Source organism: Hymenobacter crusticola (assembly GCF_002154225.1).
Classification (GTDB): Bacteria; Bacteroidota; Bacteroidia; order Cytophagales; family Hymenobacteraceae; genus Hymenobacter; species Hymenobacter crusticola.
Genome location: NZ_MTSE01000003.1, coordinates 247,552 through 270,748, shown reverse-complemented (window position 1 = coordinate 270,748; position 23,197 = coordinate 247,552). Strand labels below are relative to the sequence as shown.

At 54.2% G+C, this 23,197-nt stretch carries 18 protein-coding genes; 8 read left to right on the top strand and 10 right to left on the bottom strand.

What is annotated here, in order from left to right; translation table 11 throughout:
* Positions 1-139 precede the first annotated feature (139 nt).
* The 8 genes from rplT to BXP70_RS07460 all read right to left on the bottom strand — a co-directional run bounded on the left by rplT (position 140) and on the right by BXP70_RS07460 (position 11,167).
* Positions 140-484: a 50S ribosomal protein L20 gene (rplT, locus tag BXP70_RS07495; protein WP_086593417.1), complete on the bottom strand. Its 345-nt coding sequence runs from the start codon at positions 482-484 to the stop codon at positions 140-142.
* 135 nt (positions 485-619) lie between these two features.
* Positions 620-814 (bottom strand): 50S ribosomal protein L35, encoded by a 195-nt coding sequence (rpmI, locus tag BXP70_RS07490; RefSeq protein ID WP_086593416.1) that lies wholly within the window; start codon positions 812-814, stop codon positions 620-622.
* A 63-nt stretch (positions 815-877) separates the two neighbouring features.
* Positions 878-1,504, bottom strand: a complete 627-nt coding sequence (gene infC / locus BXP70_RS07485) for a translation initiation factor IF-3 (RefSeq protein ID WP_086593415.1) — start codon at positions 1,502-1,504, stop codon at positions 878-880.
* Positions 1,505-1,808: 304 nt separating this feature from the next.
* Entirely contained in the window at positions 1,809-3,761 is a 1,953-nt protein-coding gene (gene thrS / locus BXP70_RS07480) for a threonine--tRNA ligase (RefSeq protein WP_086593414.1), read from the bottom strand.
* A gap of 145 nt (positions 3,762-3,906) precedes the next feature.
* Positions 3,907-5,013 (bottom strand): tetratricopeptide repeat protein, encoded by a 1,107-nt coding sequence (locus BXP70_RS07475; protein WP_143436407.1) that lies wholly within the window; start codon positions 5,011-5,013, stop codon positions 3,907-3,909.
* Between the two features lie 102 nt (positions 5,014-5,115).
* Positions 5,116-6,033 carry a tetratricopeptide repeat protein gene (locus tag BXP70_RS07470; RefSeq protein ID WP_086593412.1) on the bottom strand — a complete coding sequence of 306 codons (918 nt, stop codon included), beginning with the start codon at positions 6,031-6,033 and terminating at the stop codon, positions 5,116-5,118.
* 108 nt (positions 6,034-6,141) lie between these two features.
* On the bottom strand, positions 6,142-8,901 hold the full coding sequence (locus tag BXP70_RS07465) for a DNA gyrase/topoisomerase IV subunit A (protein WP_086593776.1): 2,760 nt from the start codon (positions 8,899-8,901) through the stop codon (positions 6,142-6,144).
* A 346-nt stretch (positions 8,902-9,247) separates the two neighbouring features.
* Positions 9,248-11,167 (bottom strand): DNA topoisomerase IV subunit B, encoded by a 1,920-nt coding sequence (locus BXP70_RS07460; protein ID WP_086593411.1) that lies wholly within the window; start codon positions 11,165-11,167, stop codon positions 9,248-9,250.
* A gap of 240 nt (positions 11,168-11,407) precedes the next feature.
* On the opposite strand from BXP70_RS07460, the gene BXP70_RS07455 reads away from it, so the two are divergent.
* The 4 genes from BXP70_RS07455 to BXP70_RS07440 all read left to right on the top strand — a co-directional run bounded on the left by BXP70_RS07455 (position 11,408) and on the right by BXP70_RS07440 (position 15,435).
* Positions 11,408-12,610, top strand: coding sequence for an AI-2E family transporter (locus BXP70_RS07455; RefSeq protein ID WP_086593410.1), 1,203 nt, complete (start codon positions 11,408-11,410; stop codon positions 12,608-12,610).
* 77 nt (positions 12,611-12,687) lie between these two features.
* Complete coding sequence (locus BXP70_RS07450; RefSeq protein ID WP_086593409.1) at positions 12,688-13,149, top strand: ferritin-like domain-containing protein; 462 nt, start codon at positions 12,688-12,690, stop codon at positions 13,147-13,149.
* A gap of 192 nt (positions 13,150-13,341) precedes the next feature.
* Positions 13,342-14,823, top strand: coding sequence for an exonuclease domain-containing protein (locus BXP70_RS07445; RefSeq protein WP_086593408.1), 1,482 nt, complete (start codon positions 13,342-13,344; stop codon positions 14,821-14,823).
* 189 nt (positions 14,824-15,012) lie between these two features.
* Entirely contained in the window at positions 15,013-15,435 is a 423-nt protein-coding gene (locus BXP70_RS07440; protein WP_086593407.1) for a hypothetical protein, read from the top strand.
* 11 nt (positions 15,436-15,446) lie between these two features.
* Here the strand turns inward: BXP70_RS07440 and BXP70_RS07435 are convergent, their stop codons facing one another.
* Positions 15,447-17,018: a hypothetical protein gene (locus tag BXP70_RS07435; protein ID WP_143436406.1), complete on the bottom strand. Its 1,572-nt coding sequence runs from the start codon at positions 17,016-17,018 to the stop codon at positions 15,447-15,449.
* 176 nt (positions 17,019-17,194) lie between these two features.
* Between BXP70_RS07435 and BXP70_RS07430 the strand changes: the two genes are divergently transcribed.
* Positions 17,195-18,766: a hypothetical protein gene (locus tag BXP70_RS07430; protein WP_143436405.1), complete on the top strand. Its 1,572-nt coding sequence runs from the start codon at positions 17,195-17,197 to the stop codon at positions 18,764-18,766.
* A gap of 65 nt (positions 18,767-18,831) precedes the next feature.
* Here the strand turns inward: BXP70_RS07430 and BXP70_RS07425 are convergent, their stop codons facing one another.
* On the bottom strand, positions 18,832-19,944 hold the full coding sequence (locus BXP70_RS07425; RefSeq protein WP_086593404.1) for a DNA topoisomerase IB: 1,113 nt from the start codon (positions 19,942-19,944) through the stop codon (positions 18,832-18,834).
* 257 nt (positions 19,945-20,201) lie between these two features.
* Here BXP70_RS07425 and BXP70_RS07420 point away from each other — a divergent pair, with 257 nt between their 5' ends.
* From BXP70_RS07420 to BXP70_RS07410, 3 genes are all read left to right on the top strand, one after another.
* Positions 20,202-21,008, top strand: a complete 807-nt coding sequence (locus BXP70_RS07420) for a M48 family metalloprotease (protein WP_086593403.1) — start codon at positions 20,202-20,204, stop codon at positions 21,006-21,008.
* Between the two features lie 76 nt (positions 21,009-21,084).
* A complete protein-coding gene (locus BXP70_RS07415; RefSeq protein WP_086593402.1) occupies positions 21,085-21,891 on the top strand; it encodes a M48 family metalloprotease in 807 nt (268 codons plus the stop codon).
* Positions 21,892-22,019: 128 nt separating this feature from the next.
* Complete coding sequence (locus tag BXP70_RS07410; protein WP_086593401.1) at positions 22,020-23,159, top strand: App1 family protein; 1,140 nt, start codon at positions 22,020-22,022, stop codon at positions 23,157-23,159.
* Positions 23,160-23,197 lie beyond the last annotated feature (38 nt).

The window sequence follows — 23,197 nt, the reverse complement described above, 5'->3', positions numbered from 1 at the left end:
ATGGGATATATTATTCCTAATCTAATAGACAGCTTTCTCTTTCTGGAATATAGTAGTAGCTTCTTTTCGCAGCAAGGCATAAAAAAACCGCTCGGCAGAAACTGCCGAGCGGTTTTTATTTTAGCATAAGCTAAAAAACTTATTTGATCTTTTCCACAATACCACGGAAAGCTTCCGGGTGATTGAGAGCTAGGTCAGCTAGTACTTTACGGTTTAAGTCGATGCCAGCTTTTTTCAAGCCACCCATGAATTGCGAGTAAGACAAACCATGCTCACGAGCGCCGGCATTGATACGTTGGATCCACAAAGCACGGAACTCGCGCTTCTTGGTTTTCCGGTCGCGATAGGCATAAAGCAAGCCCTTCTCGACAGCGTTTTTAGCAACGGTCCAAACATTTTTGCGACGGCCGAAATAGCCCTTCGCCAACTTCATTACTTTTTTGCGACGGTGGCGTGAGGCCACGTGATTCACACTTCTTGGCATAACCTATTTTTTTTGGCAACCGGTGACAGGTTTGTCTTGTAGACCGGGTGCCTGGTTTGAAAAAATGAACAACTAAATTACTTATCATTAAGTAATTAACTGTATGCAAACAGTTAACCTCTAATGCTTAGCTTTTTAGATATTCAGCATATCCTTTACGCGGTTCATGTCGGCCGAGCTCACTAGAGTAACGTGCGTGAGGGCACGCTTCTGCTTAGTGGTCTTTTTCGTGAGGATGTGGCTTTTGAAGGCGTGCTTCCGCTTCACCTTGCCCGAGCCGGTGAGCGTAAAACGCTTCTTAGCACCGGATTTCGTCTTTACTTTTGGCATTGTGGTATATATTGAAAAAAGAAAATGCTGTTGGATTAAGCTAACACAAGGAGCCAGGCAATTCTACTGGGCCTCCTTCGGTTGAGCTTCCTTCGGCGCTGGAGTTCCCTCTTTGGGAGCGGCAGCTTTCGGCTTTGCGGCTATGGCTACTTTGGGTGCCAAGTACAAGAACATGCGTTTGCCTTCCAGTTTAGGAAGTTGCTCTACTTTGGCTAATTCCTCAAGGGCTTGCGCAAATTTGAGCAGCAGAATTTCGCCGCGTTCTTTGAACACGATTGAGCGGCCTACAAAGTGCACGTAAGCTTTAATCTTAGCGCCTTCTTTGAGAAATTCTTGTGCATGTTTGAGCTTGAAGGCAAAGTCGTGTTCATCGGTGTTAGGACCGAAACGAATTTCTTTCACTACCACTTTTGTGGCTTTAGCCTTCATTTCGCGGGTGCGTTTCTTCTGCTCGTACTTAAATTTCGAGTAGTCGATAATACGGCACACCGGCGGTACGGCAGTGGGCGAAATTTCTACTAGATCAAGGTTTTGCTCCTGTGCCATGCGACGAGCTTGGTCAACAGAATAAATACCTTGTTCGACATTTTCACCTACTAGGCGTACTTCACGAGCCGTAATCTTCTGGTTGATTTTAAACGGCTCCTCCACCTGAGTACGGGGAACGTAGCGACGATTCGGGGTTGCTATGGGTTGGGTCTCCTTATAAAAGTGAGCGAATAATTTTCTTTCTGTGGCCAGAGCTATGGCGTAACCATGTCTCTAATCAGCGGGCAAATATCCGGCTTTTTTTGAATCTAAAAAAGCCGCTATATAAAATTGTCTTACAACCTAGGGGATAGGTTTGCCTTCAAATGTAATGAGTTAGCGCTATAAGACAACTTCAAAGCAAGCCTGCCGTCTGCCTGTAAGTACAAACGGCAGGTTTGCTGTTTTGTTAGATTTTATTTGAAATACCTTGCGTGTTTTCGCAAACTACTTAGCTCCACCTAAATCAGGCCACAACTTTTCCCTCCATCATGTCGGCGACTTGGCCTTGAAAGCTGCGTACAAAGGCATCAACGGGCATGCTGCCTACGTCTCCCTCTCCATGCTTGCGCACCGAGACGATACCATTTTCTTGTTCTTTCTCCCCCACAATAAGCATGTAAGGCACCTTTGCAATCTCCGCGTCGCGAATCTTACGCCCTATTTTCTCGTCGCGGTTGTCAATAGAGCCACGTAACTCGGCCGATTGGAGACGGTCGAATACTTGCTGGGCATAATCTTGGTACTTCTCCGAAATCGGTAAAACCGCAAACTGCTCAGGCGAAAGCCACAATGGAAAATTGCCAGCGCAGTGTTCAATGAGTACGGCCACAAAACGCTCAAGTGAGCCAAAGGGCGCCCGGTGAATCATAACGGGACGCTGCCGGGAGTTGTCAGAGGCTACATACTCCAACTCGAAACGCTCAGGCAAGTTATAATCTACCTGAATGGTACCAAGTTGCCACTTGCGGCCTAGAGCGTCACGCACCATGAAGTCGAGCTTGGGGCCGTAGAAGGCTGCTTCCCCTAACTCCGTCACGGTATTGAGGCCCTTTTCAGCGGCGGCTTCCTGAATAGCAGCTTCGGCACGAGCCCAGTTCTCGTCAGACCCAATATATTTAGCTTTGTTCTCGGGGTCGCGGAGGGAAATCTGCGCCGTGAAGTCAGGGAAGTCCAGGGCCTTCAGCACGTACAGCACAATGTCGATTACCTTCAGGAACTCCTCCTTTACTTGGTCGGGTCGGCAGAAGATGTGAGCATCATCCTGCGTAAAGCCCCGCACGCGGGTCAGGCCGTGCAACTCACCACTCTGCTCGTAGCGATACACGGTACCAAACTCGGCCAACCGCAACGGCAAGTCGCGGTACGAGCGAGGCTTGGTCTTATAGATTTCGCAGTGGTGCGGGCAGTTCATGGGCTTAAGCATAAACTCCTCCCCAGGGTTTGGGGTCTTAATGGGCTGGAACGAGTCGGCGCCGTACTTTTCGTAGTGGCCGCTGGTTACGTACAGCTCTTTAGATCCAATATTGGGCGTCACGACGGGAAGGTAGCCGGCTTTTACCTGAGCGCGGCGCAGGAACTGCTCCAGTCGCTCGCGTAAGGCTGTGCCTTTAGGCAGCCACAAGGGTAGCCCCGCTCCTACCTTCTCCGAAAACGCGAATAGCTCTAATTCCTTACCTAGCTTGCGGTGGTCGCGGCGCTTGGCTTCTTCCAGCTTCTCCAAGTACTCGCTCAGTTCCTTCGCTTTTGGAAACGTGATGCCGTAGATGCGCGTGAGCTGCTTGTTTTTCTCGTCGCCACGCCAGTAAGCGCCAGCCACGTTCAGCAGTTTTACCGCTTTGATGGGGCTGGTATCAGGAATGTGTGGGCCACGGCACAGGTCTGTGAAGTCGCCTTGACTGTAGAATGTGATGGAGCCGTCATCGAGGCGCTCCAGCAGGTCTAGCTTGTACGGGTCGGCCTTTTCGGTGAAGTAGGCAATGGCATCGGCCTTGCTTACCTCCCGGCGCTCGTACTGACTTTTTTTCTTCGCCAGCTCTAGCATCTTAGCCTCAATCTTGGGGAAATCATCCGTCGAAATTGTGCGTCCTTCCCCGAGGTCGATATCGTAGTAGAAGCCATTTTCTATAGACGGTCCGATGCCTAGCTTCACGCCGGGATACAGAGCCTCCAAGGCTTCCGCCAGCAAGTGAGCAGAAGAGTGCCAGAACGTAGCCTTGCCAGCTGGGTCGTTCCAGGTTAGAATTTCTACCTTGGCATTTTCAGTAATGAGGCGACCTAGGTCACGAACTTCGCCATTCACACGCACACTCAAGGCGTTGCGGGCCAAACCTTCACTGATGCTGGCGGCCACATCATAGCCCGACACGCCGGGCTCAAATTGGCGCACGGAGCCGTCGGGAAGCGTAATATCAATCATATTGAGAGGGAGCTAAAAAACAGCACGTGCCCGCAAGTTAGCAGCTTGCGGATAAATTATGAGGAAGCAAGTTGTTCCCATCACAATGGAGACTCACTTCCCTACTATGGCAACAACATAAATGGCCTTCGAAATTCCCTAACCCTTACTCCTGTGGCGGCGCCGGTTCCGTGGCATTATCGTCGGCTTGGGCTAGCGTATCGCTCTGCTGTCGTCGCACTTTGTCTTTCACTTTCCACACCTTATAGGTCCAGTGCCGGTTGCCGGGGTTTTCGACCACTAAAAGACGGTATTGTGCCAAGGCTTCTGCTTGCCGTCCGAGGCTCTCATAACTTTCGGCTAGCATCTGCCGAGCATCCGGCAAGCGAGGAGCGCGCCGCAGGGCACGCTGCAAGTGCGGTACCACGGCTGCGTACTGATGTCGTTGGTACGCGGCCAGGGCCAGTCGGTAATCGGCACGGTATAAGGTGGTATCCAGTTGCACGGCCCGCCCATAACAGCGTTGCGCACTATCCGGCTGACTTTGCAACTCAAATTGGCGGCCATAGTCGTACCACAACGACGCGTAACGCGGGGCTACGCGCAGGCCGCGTAGCGAGTAAGTCATTGCTTGGAGAGGCTGGCGGTTGGCGTTATAGAGAAAAGCTAGCTGGTGCAGAATCTCGGGCTGCCTTGGCTCACGTGCTAAGCTGGCACGCAAGTAGTCGAGCGCCTGCACCGTATCAGCTACTGCAGCGTACGCCAGTCCTTTATAGAAAAGCGCAGCTGCATGTTCGGGCTCTTGGCGGAGCGTGCGGTCGAGTTGGTCGAGTGCCTCTTCGTAATGACGCAACGCCAAATTCGCTTCCCCAACCAGCAAGTTTAGCTCTGGCGATGAGAAACCCCGTTGGGCAGCAATTTCCGCCGCTTCAAGCGCTGAAGCTAGCCGATTTTGTCCGCGCAGGATGCGCGCTTTAGTGAAGTAAAACTCGCCTTCTTCATCATCAAGATCAATGGCCCGGTTGATATCTTCGAGGGCGGTGCCAAACTGCGCCGCCGCCAGCCGGAAACTTGCTCGCCGGGCGTAAAGCGCAGCATTTTGGGGTTGGCGCGCAATGGCCCCTTCCAACTCCTGAGCTTGTAGCTGCGGTCCACTTTGCACGGTAGCTAGGTTGATCATCCGATCGGGGCGCTCCGCGGGCGTACGCTCACAAGCCGTAGCCAAAACAGCACTTACCAGCAGCAACCATATACGAGAACGTGGAGAAGCCACTGTGCCGCGTTAAAGCGTGATAAAATTTCAGTAAAGATAACTTTTCCCAAGGGGTTTGCCAGACGCGAAGCCTTCCGTCGTGCCCAACCTAGGTGCACTGGCTCAGTTCCTCTTCAGGCTGACGGTGTCTGCTTGTTGCATGCGCTTGATTTCTGGCGGTATCTCGTCGCTGATAAGCTGGTGTTTGCGCAGGGCCCGGCGCCGGAGTTGTTGTAGCAGAATCCGACTTCGCCGACTCGTTTCCAGTTCTTCGCTCGTTGCTGGCGTGATCCGCAGTGCTTCCTGCAAAATAGTGCGGGCGTTGGTGTACTGTCCCTGGTTGCGATACACCCTAGCTAGGTCATAGCAAAACTGAATGCGCTTGGGGTCTAGTTCGTGAGCGCGCCGTAGTGCATCGATGGCTTTGCGGCTACCAGCGCCGCTCGGCTTACCGCCCAAAAACAATCGACTAAAAATACGCTCGAAGAAGTTGTAATGGTCAACCCGGTAGTGCCAGCGCCCGAGCAGCTGCCAGGCATCGGCCCAGTCGGGGCGGCGCGCTACAGCCCGGAACACGTATGGCTTCATCTCGCGGTAAGCTATCAGGTACTGGCGCGTACCGAATAGTGTTGCTTGGTTGGCCATGGTGAAAGCCGTCGCATAGTTTGCCTCGCCGCCCTCCGGGTCAACTACTAAGGCTCGGTTGGCGTAGAGGCGTGCTGCCGCGTAGTAAGCTGCTTTTCGCGTTTCATCTGTGTAGCGCGCGCCAATACGGACGCTGAGCACGGCGGCCGACCAAAGCGCCTCATAGTTTCCGGGCGCTTTGCTGAGCACTTGCTCATACTTGGCTAGAGCTTCCGACTCGCGATAGCTGTTTTTTAACGAGCGTGCTTCTGCCAAGACCTTGGGAATATCTACCACTGCGGAGCTAGCTGGCGCTTGCTGACTTGGCACTGCCGCCTGTGTTTGGGCAAAAGCCAGACGCGTGCTACCGAACAGCAGCGCGAGCAGGAAGAGCAAACGAGAGTAGCGCAACGGCATAAGAGAAGGACTGCCGATCAAAAAAAATAACCGACGGCTAAGCTAGGTCTGCAAGCCCCAGAGACGTAAAAAGAGCCCTGGCTTCTTCACCAGGGCTCTTTTACGCGTTTAGAACAACTTAAGCTGCGACTTTGGCCGTCGTAGCAGCGCTTGGGATTGAGCCACTTCCTCGGCCGTAACCGTGACTTCCGTAGACTCGGTTGGCTCTAACTCTGGCTCCGGCGTTGCGGTAGCCGGCGTAACGCGTGGAATAGTAGCTGGCCCGCGCCGCTTGGCTACTTCCCGGCGCTCCGGTTCGGGACCTTCGTCAGTCAGCAAGGCTACCGCATGAATCTTGAAGTAGTTAAGCTTATTGCCCATCGCTTTCCAGCCTTTCACGTCGATAAACTCGTGCAAATGAATAGCTTCGGCCTCCTTGTCGGCTTTCTTATCACGCTGCAGCTTTATTTCCACGCGGGGCTCCGTGAAGCAAGTAGCACAGATCAGCTTCGATCCTTTGGTCTCGGAAATAAAGATAAAGCGCTTGTCTAGCGTGCTCGTTTCGATCTTGAACCGTTTCACGTAGTACGTCTTCGTCTCGCCTTCCACATATACCGCACTGATCACCGTCTCGGGTTCCAGCTTGCGCATGAGCACAATATTGGGTACGTCGAAGTGGTGGGCCGGATCCGGCGACTTGAGTTCGTAGGTACCGTCTTTGTGCACCAGCAGAATGGTGTGGTCGGTATCGAAGGCACCTAGGTAGCGGCCATGGCCTGCGTTGTTAAGACGACCGGTTACTTCGTCGAAGAACGTTTCGCGGCCACCGAGGGTCGAGTCACCGCGGCTCTTTTGCGTAATCTTCTTAATTAGCTGCTTAGTCACGATGTTGCCCATCGAGCCTTTGCCTTTGATAGCTAGCTCCGCAAAGTCAAAGTCAAATTGTTTCACGCGGGCCGGCGCCTTATCGGACAGCTGTATCGTTACAATCTCCGACTCCGAGTTGGGGTTAGCCGTGAGGTAGAGCGTCTTCGTACCTTTCGTGCCTTTGGTGAGGTCGTAGGTTTTGTCGCGGGTGATGCCCGTCACGAGGAAGCGCTTGGCGAAGCTGATGCCCGAGGCGCCATCCTGATAGATCATGTTATACACCAGCCGGTCGTCGTTCTTGTTGTAGACGCCGACGTGCAGGATGTCCTTGCCCACGAAGGTCTTCTCCGCAATTCTAGTCACCATAAAGGACCCGTCGCGGCGAATGGCAATGATATCGTCGAGGTCGGAGCAGTCGCAAACCGCTATAGCTTTTTCATCTTTCTTCAGCCCATAACCCACGAAACCGTCCTGGTAGTTGACGTAGAGCTTCTGGTTGGCCACCGCTACTTTTTGAGCCGTCACCACATCGAAGGTACGTAGCTGGGTTTTCCGCTCGCGGTTTTGACCGTACTTCTTCAGCAAACCTTCGAAGTAGTTGATGGCGTAGCGCGTGATGTTAGCTAGGTGGTCAGCCACTTCGGCGAGTTCGGCTTCCAGGCGCTGAATGTACTCCTCAGCCTTGAACGAGTCGAACTTCGAAATACGCTTGATGCGAATCTCCGTCAGGCGAGTAAGGTCTTCTTCCGTGATGGCGCGGCGCAGCACCAAGCGCGTATCGTTGGCCTTGGCTTTCTCGCCGTCGATGCGCACGAATTTTTTTAAGCCCGCATCAATGGTGGCCAGAATGTCTTCCCAAGTTTCGCACTCCTCGATCTTGCGGTAGATGCGATTCTCAATAAAAATTTTCTCTAGCGAAGCCGAGTGCCATTTCTCCCGCAGCTCGTCGCGCTGAATTTCTAGCTCACGCTCCAGCAGGCGCACCGTTTTCTGAGTGCTCAGCCGCAGCATGTCTTCTACGCCCACGAAGTGCGGTTTATCTTCGATGATCACGCACGTGTTGGGCGAGATGCTGATTTCGCAATCGGTGAAGGCGTAGAGCGCGTCCATGGTTAGGTCCGGCGACACACCTGTGGGCAGGTGCACCTGAATCTCCACCTCGGCAGCCGTGTTGTCTACGACCTTCTTAATTTTGATTTTGTTGGCTTCTGAGGCTTTCACGATGCTCTCCATCAGCGCCGTTGTGGTGGTGCCGTACGGAATATCGCGAATCACGAGCATGGTCTTATCGAACTTCTCGATGGTGGCGCGCAACCGCAACTTCGCACCCCGCAGGCCGCCGTTGTAGTTGCTAACGTCGCAGAGGCCACCAGTCGGAAAATCGGGGTACAGCTCGAAAGGTCGGTTGCGCAGCACGTCGATGCTAGCCTTGCACAACTCGCGGAAGTTGTGGGGCATAATCTTGGTGCTCAGACCCACAGCAATACCTTCCACGCCCTGGGCTAGCAACAGCGGAAACTTCACGGGCAGCGTCACGGGCTCGCGCTTGCGGCCATCGTAGCTAAGCTGCCATTCCGTAATGTCAGGGTTGAACACCACATCCAACGCAAACTTGCTTAGGCGGGCCTCAATATAACGCGGGGCCGCGGCCGAGTCGCCGGTGCGGATGTCACCCCAGTTGCCTTGGTGGTCGATCAGCAGGTCTTTCTGACCTAGGTTCACAATGGCATCGCCAATCGACGCATCCCCGTGGGGGTGATACTGCATCGTCTGGCCAATGATGTTGGCCACCTTGTTTAGGCGACCGTCATCCATTTCCTTCATAGCGTGCAGAATGCGCCGCTGTACGGGCTTCAGGCCATCTTCAATGGCTGGCACGGCACGCTCCAGAATTACGTAGCTAGCATAGTCCAGAAACCAGTTCTGGTACATGCCGTTCACGCTGGCAATGTCGTGGATGGTTTCGCCCGGGGCAAACGTAGCTTCCTCTTCGGGCGCGGCCGTCGCCGGCTCCTCGTCCATGAGGGCCTCTATTTCCACCGACGACTCAGCCAGCAGCTCGCCGGTTTCACTTACCACAAGCTGCGCTTCTTCGACATCACCGGCTTCTTGCGCCGGCGTAGCTGGCTCAGACCCAAACTCAAAGGAGTCGCCGGCACCGAACAGGTTGGGGTCTTCTTCGTGGTTGGGGTCCTGGGGGTTGTTCTCTTCTGACATAAGGGGTGTGGCCGCTGCCACGGTTACTGTTCTTGTACCTCTCTCCCACGGCTAGCTCGCCTGCTCTCCTATGACACAGGACAACCGACGAGCTGGCGTAGAAGGCTTCTTCAATATGCACTGCCTACAAGCTAAGCAGTAAAATTCACTTCTAAGCTAGGTCTGCCTCCGCCACTTCCTCTACGGGCAGCACATCGGAGGTAATCAGATCTTTCTCTAAACGCAGGTTTTCGATGATGAATTCCTGACGGGCAGGCGTGTTCTTGCCCATGTAATAAGTCAGCAGCTTCTGAATGCTGCGGTCTGATTGCAGAATCACCGGCTCCAAGCGAATATTGTCACCGATAAACCGCCCGAACTCATCAGGTGAAATCTCTCCTAGCCCTTTAAAACGGGTGATTTCAGGGTTGCGACCTAGCTTTCGCATGGCTTCCTGCTTTTCGCGCTCATCGTAGCAGTAGATCGTCGTTTTCTTATTGCGCACGCGAAACAAGGGCGTTTCCAGAATGTACACATGGCCGTTGCGCACCAAGTCGGGGAAGAACTGCAGGAAGAAAGTGAGTAGCAGCAAGCGAATGTGCATGCCGTCCACGTCGGCGTCGGTGGCAATCACGACGCGGTTGTAGCGCAGCCCTTCCAAACCTTCCTCAATGTTGAGCGCGTGCTGGAGCAGATTCAGCTCTTCGTTCTCGTACACGATCTTCTTCTTCATGCCGAAGCAGTTCAGCGGCTTGCCGCGCAGCGAGAACACCGCCTCAGTTTCCACGTTGCGGCTCTTGGTGATGCTGCCCGAAGCCGAGTCACCCTCGGTGATGAAGAGCGTAGTCAGGGCTTCTTTTTCGACGTCTTTGCTGCCCTCGCCAAAGTGGAAACGGCAGTCGCGCAGCTTGCGGTTGTGCAGGCTAGCTTTTTTAGCACGCTGATTAGCTAGCTTTTTCACGCCGGCCATATCCTTCCGCTCCCGCTCACTCCGCTCAATGCGTTTCTGCAACGCTTCTTTAGTTTCGGGATTTTTGTGCAGGTAGTTGTCGAGGTGCTCCTTCACGAAGTCCACTACAAAGTTGCGCACCGTGGCCCCATCGGGCTCCATCAGAATGGAGCCTAGCTTGGTCTTAGTCTGCGACTCAAAAACCGGTTCCTGCACCCGAATAGCAATAGCGCCCACGATGCTGGCGCGGATGTCGGAAGCATCGTAGTCCTTTTTATAGAACTCCCGCAAGGTTTTTACCACCCCTTCGCGGAAAGCAGCTAGGTGCGTACCACCCTGCGTCGTGTTCTGGCCGTTCACGAACGAGTAGTATTCCTCACCGTAGTCGTTGCCGTGGGTTAGCGCGATTTCAATGTCCTCACCCATGAGGCGAATAATCGGATAGTTGATCGTCTCTGGGTCGGTTTTACGCTCCAATAGATCTTGCAACCCTCTCTCGGAGTGGTACTTCTGACCGTTGAAATTGATGGTCAGGCCTGCGTTCAAATAGGCGTAGTTCCAAAGCTGGCTTTCGAGAAACTCCGTCTTGAACTTGAAGTTGCGGAAGATGGCTGGGTCCGGCTCGAAGGCCATCATGGTGCCATTCCGCTGCGAGGTCTTCACGGGCTTTGGGTCGCTTACGAGCTGCCCCGCCTGAAACTCAGCCGCCTTCATGATGCCCTCACGCACGCTCTGCACCACGAAGTTGGAGCTTAACGCATTCACGGCTTTCGTACCTACCCCGTTCAGGCCCACCGATTTCTGGAAGACCTTGGAATCGTACTTGCCACCCGTGTTGATCTTGCTCACTACATCCACCACCTTACCCAGCGGAATGCCGCGGCCATAATCCCGCACCACCACGCGCTGGTTGTCGATGATTTTGATGTCGATGGTGCGGCCGTAGCCCATCATATGCTCGTCGATGGAGTTATCGATAACTTCCTTCACAAGGATGTAAATGCCGTCGTCGGGCGATGAACCGTCGCCTAGCTTACCGATGTACATGCCCGGGCGCAACCGGATGTGCTCGCGCCAGTCCAAGGAGCGGATGCTGTCTTCGGTGTACGCGTGCGGAGCCTGAGGTAGTTGTTCGTCAGCCATCAGAAAATGCTAAATCAAATTTGAGGTAAAATAACGCAGAAAATCGGCTTTTTCCCGGCCGCCTTCGTAAAGGCGGACCAAAGGGCAAGCTTAAGAGTAGAGGCTTGCGCCAATGACTAATATTCTTGGCAAATCTTCTCTCTCAAACCCTTCTCCTATTTTCATAGTTCACCAAAAACAACCAAATATAGCCCAAACTCGGCTATTCCCCTCACTCCCTGCCTCTAATTTTTTTAGCCAATGCTGCCAACTCCTAACAATTTTAACACGCCGCGCCACTCTCAACCACCTATTGAGATCAAGCAATCAGCTGTCGTTCATTACACCTTTCTGCTAATTGGACTTTCGCTGCTTGTATTTGTACTGCACCGGCTCGACGATATCCTGCTCCCCATCTTCTTCTCGGGCTTATTGGCGGTGCTGCTGCTGCCGCTGTGCCGTAAGTTTGAAAGCTGGGGCTTTCCGCGCATCCTAGCTATTGTTTGCTGCCTGTTGCTGGTTATTCTGCTGATTGTGGGCCTAGTCTACATTTTCGGCTCGCAAATCGTCCAGTTTCGCGACGAGTTGCCCATTCTGCAAGAGCGCCTAGCTCAGTATTTCGACCAGACGCAACAATTGCTGAGCCGCCGGTTTGGGTTTGAGCCCATGAGCAAAGACCAAATCATTGATCAGTCTCTGGATTCGCTGAAGACGCGGGCAGGCGGTTGGCTCGGTACCACGCTCAACACAACGACTTCAGTGCTTAGTGTCGTGACGCTGATTCCAATCTACATTTTCTGCTTGCTGTACTACCGCGACCATATTCGGCAGTTTATGTTCCGCTTCGTAGCTCCCGATAAGCGAACTTCGGTACTACACACCATTGATAGCATCCAGACGGTAATTCAGGCTTATATCTCTGGCTTGCTGACGGTTATCGTGATTGTAGCCGTATTGAATGCCATTGGACTGCTCGCGCTACAAGTAAAGTTTGCCATCTTCTTTGCCGTGTTTGCTTCGGTACTGGCGGTTATTCCGTACATCGGCATTTTCATCGGGGCGGCACTGCCTACGCTCATTACGTTAGTAGAAACCGGCTCTCCCCTGCGGGCCGCAGGCGTTCTAGGCGTGTTCTTGGTGGTACAGTTCCTGGAAGGCAACTTCATCACCCCTACGATTACTGGCTCGAAGGTGAGCATCAACCCCATGGCCGCCATCATTGCCCTGATCCTAGGGGGCGAGTTGTGGGGCACTCCCGGTATGATTTTGAGCATTCCGCTCACGGCCGTGCTGAAAGTAATCTTCGACGCTTCCAAATCGACGGAGCCCTGGGGCTTCTTGTTAGGTGATATCTCCGACGGCGAGGACACCAAAAAGGACAAATCAGACGATAAGCCCGGATTTTTTGCCCGGATTTGGCAGCGGATTCGCGGCGAGCATGTAACCCCAAGTACACGCCGTTAGTATAAGCCCTAACAGCGCAGCTTTATGAGGCTGAGCTACTTTCTGAAACGAACTCTTTTTTATAACACCCAACCAAAATGGCTATCAACGAATCAACTGCCCGCGCTTACAATGACCTTGTAGAAATCAACGAAACTGGTGCTAAAGGCTACCAGGAAGCTGCTGAAGGCGTAAGCAACCCCCAACTGAAATCGGAGCTGGCGCAGTTCAGCCAACAGCGCGCCCAGTTTGCGTCGGAGCTAAAGCAGCACGCTAGCCAGTACGGCATCAGCCCTGCAAGCGAAAGCACGATTGAAGGTGCCCTGACCGACGCAGCAGCAGCATTGCACCGCGGCTGGATCAACCTGAAATCAGCCGTAACCGGCCAAGACGATAACGCTATCCTAGGCGAGTGCGAAACAGGTGATGCTACTGCCCTAGAAGCCTACGAGCAAGCCCTGAAGGCTGCTGACCTGCCCGCCGAAGCTAAATCGGTAATTCAGCAGCAGCACGGCCAAATCCTGGCTACCAAAAACAAAATTACGGCGCTGAAGCACTAGTCTTCAATCAACTGTATTACTAAAAACGGCTTGCTTCGGCAGGCCGTTTTTTTTGTGCCCGCCCTATGCAGCACTGTTTGGCAAACTTATTTACCTGAAGCCCTACCGTTTTGCCCGCGGTGCAACCTTCCGGCCGGCTATCTTTGTTAGTAATACCTAGCCTTATTTTTCGCCTTTGCTACTGCTTCGCTTTTGTACGCTATAGTTGACTTGGAAACCACCGGTGGGCAGCCAACCCAGGACCGGATTACGGAAGTTGCCATTTTTATTCACGACGGCACCCAAGTCGTGGATCAATTTTCGACGCTCCTGAATCCAGGGCGGCCTATTCCTTTTTTTATCACCCAGCTCACGGGTATCACCGACGATATGGTGCGTGATGCCCCGAGATTTCACGAGGTAGCGCGCAAGATTGTGGAGCTGACGGAGGGTTGCGTTTTTGTGGCGCACAACGTCCGCTTCGACTATTCTTTCCTGAAAAAAGAGTTTGCCGACCTGGGGTACAACTACTCGCGCAAAACGCTGTGTACGGTGCGCCTAAGCCGCTCCCTGATTCCAGGCCAGCCTAGCTACAGCTTAGGTAAACTGTGCCAAAACATCGGGATTCCATTGGAGGGGCGGCACCGCGCGGCCGGGGATGCGGCAGCCACGACCGTCCTCTTCGACCGCCTACTCAAGATCACGCAACAGGAAGAAGCCCTCAGCAACCCCAATACTACGGCCGCCGAAACCCTGGCAGCGGTGGATGCTACGGCGCCAAGTGGCCGCAAGCCCACCAAGCAACCTAGCCCCAAGCGCGTTGCGGCCGTGCAAGAGGCAATTAAAACCGCCTTACTGCCGCCTAACATTACGCCAGAAAAGGTCGCTTCTCTGCCGCAGGAAGCTGGCGTATACTACTTTCATAACGAGCAGGGCGAAGTCATTTACGTAGGCAAGAGCATCAACATCTATAAGCGTATTCAGCAGCACTTTGCCGTTGATTACAAATCGCGCAAGAGCCTAGAGTTCAAGAACTCTATCTCCGATATTACGTGGGAACTTACAGGTTCAGAGCTAGTAGCGCTCCTCTACGAATCGCACGAGATTAAGCGCTTGAAGCCACTGTACAACCGACAGCAGCGACGCTCGGTATTTCCGGCCGGTATCTTCCTGCGCACTGATGAGCAAGGCTACAAGCGCCTGTATTACGGCCGTGCCGACGACCACGCCGTTTCACACCCGCTCATTGCCCTCACCAACCAGTTTAAGGCGAAAGGCTTTTTGTTTCATAAAGTTGCCAAGTTCAACCTATGCCAAAAGCTGTGCGACCTATACAAAACCCAAGGGGCTTGCTTCGACTACCAGGTACACCGCTGCAAGGGCGCATGCCTAGGTTTGGAGGCTCCGGAGGAATACAATAAGCGCGTTGAAGAAGCCATTGAGTCGTTCACGTATGAGCACAGTTCGTTTGTGGTAATTGGCCGGGGCCGCACGGAGTTGGAGAAAACGGTCGTGGTAGTGGAGCACGGTCGCTACCTAGGTTTTGGCTACGTAGATACAGAGACGTTTTCGGCGCGAAAGCTCGCCGATTTCAAGGAGATTATCACGCGCTACAACGACAACAAGGATGTGCAGCAGATTATTCGTCAGTACCTGCGCACTAAGCATAAGGATAAAGTCAAGATCTTCAAATAGCTAGCTTTCATGAAGAGCTATTCAGTGCCTTTGGCGTCTTGCCAAAGGCATTTTCTTTTTGTGAGCTACGCATAAGCTCATCCCAAACTGGTAAATTGCTTACCTATACAGCGCCGCTGTGCCGCCCTCCTACTGCCTGTTTGCACATTCCTGTCTTTCAACATTAATGTGTTCTTTTCAAGCGTTTTAATGCCTGATTTACGTTACCCAATTCACGAGTCTCTCTTTTTTCACAACAGTCTGGCGAGTATCATTGCGCATAACCTAGGCTACGTGCGTATTGAGTGGCATCCAACGCTGGTCCGTACCTCGGATCTGCGCGAAGCCTACGAGCATGTTTTGTTGCTGCTAAAGGACTCCGGTATCACCAAAGTACTATCTGACCATCAGCTGCTTGCGGCTATCATGCCCGATGATCAGTATTGGCTGGTTAATAACTGGGTGCCCCGCGCCGTGCGGGAAGGTGGCTATTCCCGTTGTGCCATCATCCAGGCATACGACGTTATCAGCCACCTCGCGACGCTAAAAGTCACGAACTCATTGGCTACCCCTCTGGCGGTGAATTATTTTGACGACCAGCGTCAGGCTGAGGGTTGGCTCCTGCAGGCCTAGCCAGGCTAAGATTAGAACAAGCGGTGGCGCAATAGCCACCCCGCTGCATCAAACTCTTCTGCCCGAGGCTTGTAAGCTTCCACCTTTATTTTTTTGGGCATAACTCGAACCGTGTTGCCGTCGCCGCTGTCGTACACGGTGATGTTTGCTAAGCTAGCTTTTGTGTGCGTCGCGTGCTGCTGAATCGTATCCTGTCCGGCCCCGTCATAAATGCTAAGGGCAATGCGAGCGTCGGGCACGCTTTGTAGATCGAACACATCGGCCCCACCTAGGCCAAACAGCTTGATAGAGCGTGTCTCTCGGGCGTCGAACGTGCGCTGGTTGAGCAAGCTATCGGGTCGGCTGTCGCGCATGGCGTACACCTGCACCCGCAGCTGCCACCTGCTCTGAGCAGTTACGACGAACCGCTCTGCCTGATCGGTGCCGGGCAGCTCCATATCGCGGGCGAGCAGCTCGTAGAACTTTGCCGCAACGGCTGGCAACTGCTCACGCCGCTGGCGCAGCTTAGCGTCAAACTCCGGCCCAACCAAGTTATAAACCTGCTGAGGCCATACTTGCAGCGCCTGCCGAATAACGCCATCAGAAAGCTGCTGCCGCATAGAGTCGGCTACTTGCTGGAAATCGTTGGCCGTAAGGTAGGCAAGCAACGACTTGTCCATGGGCAGGGCGGCACGGTTCAGGCCCTCCACGTTTTGCAGCTTAATTTTACCGTGAAAACTCTGGTAGTTGGTTTTAAACCAACTGATAATGCGCGTTAGTACGCCATCATCAAACTTGAAAAAGGCATGGTCCCGGTCGCGCGGAATGGCCCGGTACACCGTGCCACCGGCCGCCGGAAAGCTAGCCCAGCGCCACTGGTCTTCGCGCCGGCTCCAGTCGCCGAGCCACATATCGAACAAGCGCGCCCGCAGGTACTGGCGCGCATCCACGCGGTAGCGCTGGCTGTAGATTAGGTTGGTAAAAGCTTTGCGCGAGCTTTCCACCCGTGCCGAGCGGCCGAAATTGGGGCTGTCGCGTTGGTTGCCATCGGGGCGTTCTTCCAGCAGGTATAGCGCGTTGGCGAAGCTCTGCCGAAAGTTGCCCAGGGCTGGATCATCGGGCAGCCACACCAAGCGCGGATTGGTGTAGTATACACCCGCTGCTTTGGCTAGCGGCGGCACAATGTAGGCCCCGTATGGATTGATGACGCTGGTCTGATCTTTCATCAGGTTGGCAATCATTCCTTTCTGAAACTGGGCAGGCAGCGCCTTGGTGGCGTCTTTGTCGACGGAGCGCAACACATATTCCAGGTCATCGCGCGTCACCAGACGCAGGTTTTTTGTCTGAAAGCTTCCGCCTTCGCGCACTGGGGTGAAGCCACCGGGAATAGCCGTGCGCAAGTTAATCACCCGGGCCTCGACCGGCACAGCCCACACCTTCCGGTAGTGTTTGCCCCAGAAGAACCGGTGCATAGCCCCGCGCAGATACTGCGGGCCAGCCGCTACGTGCACCGTTGAGTCGGCCGCGATGGTGGGCGGCGGGCCAGTGGGAGTTGCAGGCGCGGAGCAGGAGACGCACAGCAACCCGCACGATAGAACTTTCACGCGGGAGCTACACCAGAAATAAGACACAAGGGCAACTATCATAACAATGCGACCTACAGGCCGGGCGCCACACGGGCGGCCGACCTTATAGCGCAAACTAGGGGGTAGCGGTTGTGCTGTTATCTTTTATCGGCGGGTTTCGTTCAAGCACCTAGGTTGTGCTTTCTCCCCACTACATGGTTGTTCGCGTACTTCTCCTCCTGATATGTTGGCTATTTGTTGCGGGCTGTGCCCGACAACGCTTTTTTCAAACGGATGCCCGGCTACCAGGCGCTGCCCCGCTTGCCGCCACGGCCGATAGCGCCCGCGTGACTGCCGGTCGGCATTACCGGGCTCATGTGCTGCACAGGGTTTTCTTCGGCCGACACTACCGCCATGTGTGGACCACGCCCGTGACGGTGCCCGTGCTCAATCCGCAGACGGCAGTACCCGGTGGCTTACAGGCCGGCAAGCTAGGTGGCGGCTTTCAGAGCACCAGCATGACCTTGCTTGGCCGTAATGACCGCGAATATGCTCTGCGGACCCTCGACAAAGACCCTTACAAAACCTTACCTAAAACGCTGCAAAAAACCTTTGTACTCGACCTAGTGCGCGATGCTACCTCGGCCATTAACCCATACGGCGCGTTTGTGGTGCCGCCGCTGGCCGAAGCCGCTGGGGTGCTGCACACCACACCTCAGTTGTTCTATATCCGAGCCGACGAAAAGGGACTAGGCGAGAATGCGCCAAAATTTCAAGGGAAATTAGCTTTGCTCGAAGAGAAATTTGATGGCAAAAGCAACCTCACGCCTGCTTTTGGCAATGCTCAGGACTTGGAAGACAGCGACGACGTGCTGCGGATGCGCTACCAAAATCCTGACCATCAATTCGATCAGCTAGCTTTTGCACGCGCCCGCCTACTCGACATTTGGCTCGGTGACTGGGACCGGCACGAGGGCCAGTGGCAATGGGCCGTGTATGCCCAACAAGACCGCACCCTTTACCGCCCCATCCCGAAAGACCGAGACCAGGTTTTTTACCGCTTCGACGACGGGCTGGTGCCGTGGCTTGTGAGCCGCCCGTTTATTGTGGGCAAACTGCGTACTTTTAAGCCGCACTACGAAAGCATCGACGGGCTAGTCAAGAATGCCCGCTTCATCGACGAACGGGCCCTCAATGAGCTTACTAGCGTTCAATTCCAAAAGCTAGCTCTTGATTTGCAAAGCCGGCTTACCGATGATGCCATCGAAAAAGCGTTGCGCCGCCTGCCCCCACCTATTTACCAGCTAGAAGGTGCACGCACGGCAGCAGCATTGCGTACCCGCCGGGCCTCACTTCCGGTAGCAGCGCGCGCTTACTACCGGCTGCTAGCCCGCCAAGTAACGGTAGTGGGCACCGACCAAGCGGAGCGGTTTGTCGTGCAGCGCCTCACCGACTCCACTACCCAAGTACAGGTGTATGCAACAGCTAATAAGCTTATGTATGCGCGTACTTTCCGCAGCACCGAAACCAAGCTCATCACGCTACATGGCCTCGGGGGCGAAGACACATTTGAAGTAAGCGGCGACGTAACGCACGGCATTCGCATCAATATTTTTGGCGGGCCAAACCGCGATGAGGTCAAAGACAGTTCACACGTGCGCCACAGCCGCAAAAAGACGTTTTACTACGATACGCGCAGTGGCAACACGTTAGAAGCTGGACCTAGCACCCGCGACCGAACCCGCAAAGGCGTCGAAGCCCACACCTACGACCGAGAGGGCGATTAGAAGGTAGCTGAGTGACTGAGTAATAGCATGCAAAGATTACGTAGTCACTCAGCTACTCAATCACTCTATACCGATTCTAGCATTTCCAGCACCATGTGTTCGGTGGGAGTTAGCAGATCATTTTCTTTGGGGTCGATGTCGTGTTTGCGCAGGTAATCGATGAGCCTGTCTGAGTTGAACAGCTCTACCACCTGGGGGTGAATGTAGTACTTGCTACAAACGGTGGGCGTGTTGCCAAGGCCAGTGGCCACTTCTTTCACGGCACGCTTCAGCACTTTAGCTTTCGGCAGGTCCGGCTCTTCGTTAATCACTAGTTCTAGGCACTCCACCATCTTCACGGTGCCACCCCAGGTCCGGAAGTCCTTCGCCGATAAGCTCATGCCGGTTACGTCGTGCAGGTACTGGTTCACATCGCCCGATTCTAGCTCCGCACGGTGACCGTCGGCATCATAGTATTGAAACAAGTGCTGACCCGGAATTTCTTTACACTTCTGTACTAAGCGGGCTAGCTTACGGTCGTGCAGGGTTACGTCGTGGGGCACACCTTTTTTACCGATAAAGGAAAACCGTACCGAGTCCCCTTCCACCTTCACGTGCCGATCGCGCAACGTGGTCAGGCCATAGCTCTTGTTCTTCTTGGCGTACTCGCGGTTGCCCACCCGAATAAATGACTGATCCATCAGGTTCAGTACTAGCGCTATCACTTTTTGCTTGTCCAGCTGGGGGCGCTTCAAGTCCTTCTGAATCTGCTGGCGTAGCGCGGGCAGCTTCTCGCCGAACGCCCGCAAACGGCTGAACTTAGTGAGGCTGCGGGCCGCATCCCAAGCCGAGTGATATAAGTATTGCTTGCGCCCTTTGGCATCGCGCCCAGTCACTTGCAAGTGCGTGTTAGCAGAAGGCGAAATCCACACCTCGGTCCAGGCGGGTGGAATAACGAAGCTGTGAATTCGCTCCATAACTTTCTCATTGCTAACGGATTGGCCTTTAGCATCTAGGTACGTAAACGTGCCATCGGGGCCGGGCTGCCGGGTGAGACCGGGTTTGGTATCGGGGAGGTAACGGAGCCCCGCTAGCTCGGCTTGGCGGGCTGGGTCTTTGTAGAGCTCGTGCGCTTCTTCGAGCGGATCAAGCAGCTTCTTTTTCGTTTTTGGGCGTGGGTGCGTGGCAGCAACAGACATAGTAGCGTGAGTCTTCAACAACGGCTGCTGGGTGGCAGCACGGGTGGTTTTTCCTCTACGTAGATGAGCTAGGAAAGTCGCGCTCTATTCCCAGCCTAGCCTTGCACGGGCGCAATGATCCTCTGTCTATTTTCGTTAGATAGTCGCGACAATATAACCAAAATTGAATATCTATCGTAAGCGGCCCACACCCGGTTCTGGCACCGTTTTTTCTTTCTTTTTGCTGTTCTATTCACCTTTCCACACCTGCTTTTCTTATGCAGCGCCCCTTTTTGCAGCTCTTTTTTCTCCTCTCTTTAGTCGCCGTTTTTACCACTGGCGCTACTACTCCGCACCAAGGCTTTTCACTATTTTCTATCGAGGATGACAAAGCCCTAGGTGACCAAGTTGCGGCTCAGACCGATTCTACGTACCGCGCTAAAGGCCAACTCCTCGACCGTAACAGCAAGAACGCCCGCGCTTACCAACTCCTCGATGGCGTGGTGAACCGGGTGCTCAACAGCGGCCAAATCACCTACCGCAAGCAGTTTCCCTGGGACGTAAAAATCATCAAGGATGACGCCACGCAAAACGCCTTTGCCACCCCTGGCGGCCACATCTATGTTTTCTCCGGCCTCATCAAATACCTCGATCAAGAAGATCAGCTGGCGGGTGTAATCGGCCACGAAATTGCCCACGCCGACCGTCGCCACTCCATCAAATCGTTGCAGAAGCAATACGGCGTGAGCTTCTTATTGAGCATAGCCCTGGGCAAAAATCCCGGTCAACTGGCTCAGATAGCCGCCGGCCTAGGGCAGCTCAAATTCAGCCGTGACTACGAGCGTGAGGCCGATGCTTACTCGGTAGCTTACCTAAAAGCCACTAACTATTATTCTTGCGATGGCACCGCGGGCTTCTTCATTAAAGCCGAGAAAGCAGGTCAGTCGAACCCACCAGAGTTCCTGAGCACCCACCCCAATCCCGGTTCCCGCATCGCCAATATTCAAGCGAAAGCCAAGCAGCTAGGTTGCACCGGCCGGACCTCCTCAAACGCCAACCTAACGGAGCTAAAAAAGCTGCTCTAACCGGCGTGCAAGTCAATCGGGTTATTCCGTTGCGCTCCTTTCTTCCTACTTACCTTTCTAGCTCCTTTTCAATTTTATGGTACACCTCCTGCGTAAGCCTTGGCTCCTATTCTCCCTGGCTACGTCATTATTGGGCGCTGCCGCTTGCTCCGGCGACGGCGACAACGTAGTACTTTTCTCCATCGAAGACGACAAAGCCCTTGGTGACAAAGTTGCCGCCGAAACTGATTCCACCTACCGTGCGAAAGGCCAGCTCTTGGAGCGCACAAACAACGCCCGCGCTTACCAGCTGCTCGACCCTATCGTGACCCGGGTGTTAAACAACGGACAACTTGCGCACCGCAACGATTTCCCTTGGGACGTAAAAATCATCAAGGATGACGCCACGCAAAACGCCTTTGCCACCCCTGGCGGCCACATTTACGTTTTCTCCGGCCTCATTAAGTTCTTGGATAACGAAAGCCAACTGGCAGGCGTGCTCGGCCACGAAATTGCCCACGCCGACCGCCGGCATACCTCGAAGCAGCTACAGCAACAGTACGGTATCTCCTTGTTGCTGAGCCTTGTGCTAGGAGAGAACCCCAACCAGCTCGCCCAAATTGCCACCGGCCTAGGGCAGCTCAAGTTCAGCCGCGACTTTGAGCGCGAAGCTGATGACTACTCGGTTGTATATCTTAATAACACAAGCTACTCGTGCGACGGCACGGCTGGCTTCTTTAGCAAGGCCCAAAGCACCGGCCAGCAAAACCCACCAGAGTTCCTGAGTACCCACCCCGACCCAGGCGCCCGCATTGAGGCCATCACGGCCAAAGCTGCAAGCCTAGGTTGTACTGGCCGCACCGTCGATAACGCGTCGTTTCTGGAGCTGCAAAAGGCTCTGTAACCTTCTGTAAAGTCTCTTTCAACGGCGCCCGCTACATGTGTAGCGGGCGCCGTTGTTTTTGGGCGTGCCGTAACATTACCGTTGAGGCCTCTCGTATCTTCCGGTACTACCGTTCTTTCTTGCCAACTATGCCTCTTCTCGACAAACTAAACGACTGGGCTGAGCGCGCCGATGACCTAGTACTTCAGATGCGTGCCCGGCTTGGGTTGTTGCACCCCTTGCAAATAGTGCCTTACCGCAGCTACGGTACCCCTTCCCGCCTTTACGTGAAGGGCCGCTTGCTCACCGACAAAGGCATTGGTGAACCCTCGGCCGACGACTCCCGCTGGCAGAACTTGCTGAACATGTACCGGCGTTTCGAGAGCAACGAAATTCCCGATGCGCAGCTTCTGATTCGGCCTGCGGATGGCTCCGAACACCCCATTGTGACCGACGAGGAAGGCTACTTTACGCTCAACTTGGAGCCCTCGGTGTTGGGCGAGCCGATTGATTATCTGTGGTATGCTGTGGATATAGACCTGAAGGCTACCCCCGAGCCTATTCCTACTCCGCCCGGCGTACGTGCTCAAGCGCGGGTGCTCATTCCGCCCGCCGACGCAGAATACGGTATCATCAGCGACCTCGACGATACCGTCATCCAAACTTCCGCCACGGATTTGTTGCGCATGGCTCGCACGGTGCTGCTGCGCAATGCCCACTCGCGGCTGCCTTTCAAGGGTGTAGCTGAGTTTTACCGCGCGTTGCAGCTAGGGCGGAATGGGAAGCGCAACAACCCCTTTTTCTACGTGAGTAGCAGCCCTTGGAACCTGTATGACTTGCTGGAAGACTTCTTGGCGCTGAACGAAATTCCGGCCGGCCCCATTCTGCTGCGTGACATGGCCGTGAGCCGTAAGCGCAGCGACCGGCACGTTAACCCTCACCACGGCCACAAGCTCAAGGAGATAGAGAATCTGCTGCTTACGTATCCGAAGCTCCCGTTTGTCCTTATTGGCGACAGTGGGCAGGAAGACGCCAATATCTACCGGGAAGTGGTGCAACGCCACCCAAACCGCATCCTAGCTATCTACATCCGCGATATCATGCGCCCCGACCGGGCAATGCTCGTGGAGAAAGTAGCCGAGGATTTACTTGATGATGAGCATAAGGTAGAAATGCTGCTGGTGCAAGATACTGTGCAAGCTGCCGAACACGCGGCTCGTACCGGCCTTATCTTCAACGAAGCTATTCCGGCTATCGAGCAGGATAAGCAGAAGGATGAGCAAGCCTAAGTATTTCTATCAACTTTTTCACGCGGCCCGCTAGGTGT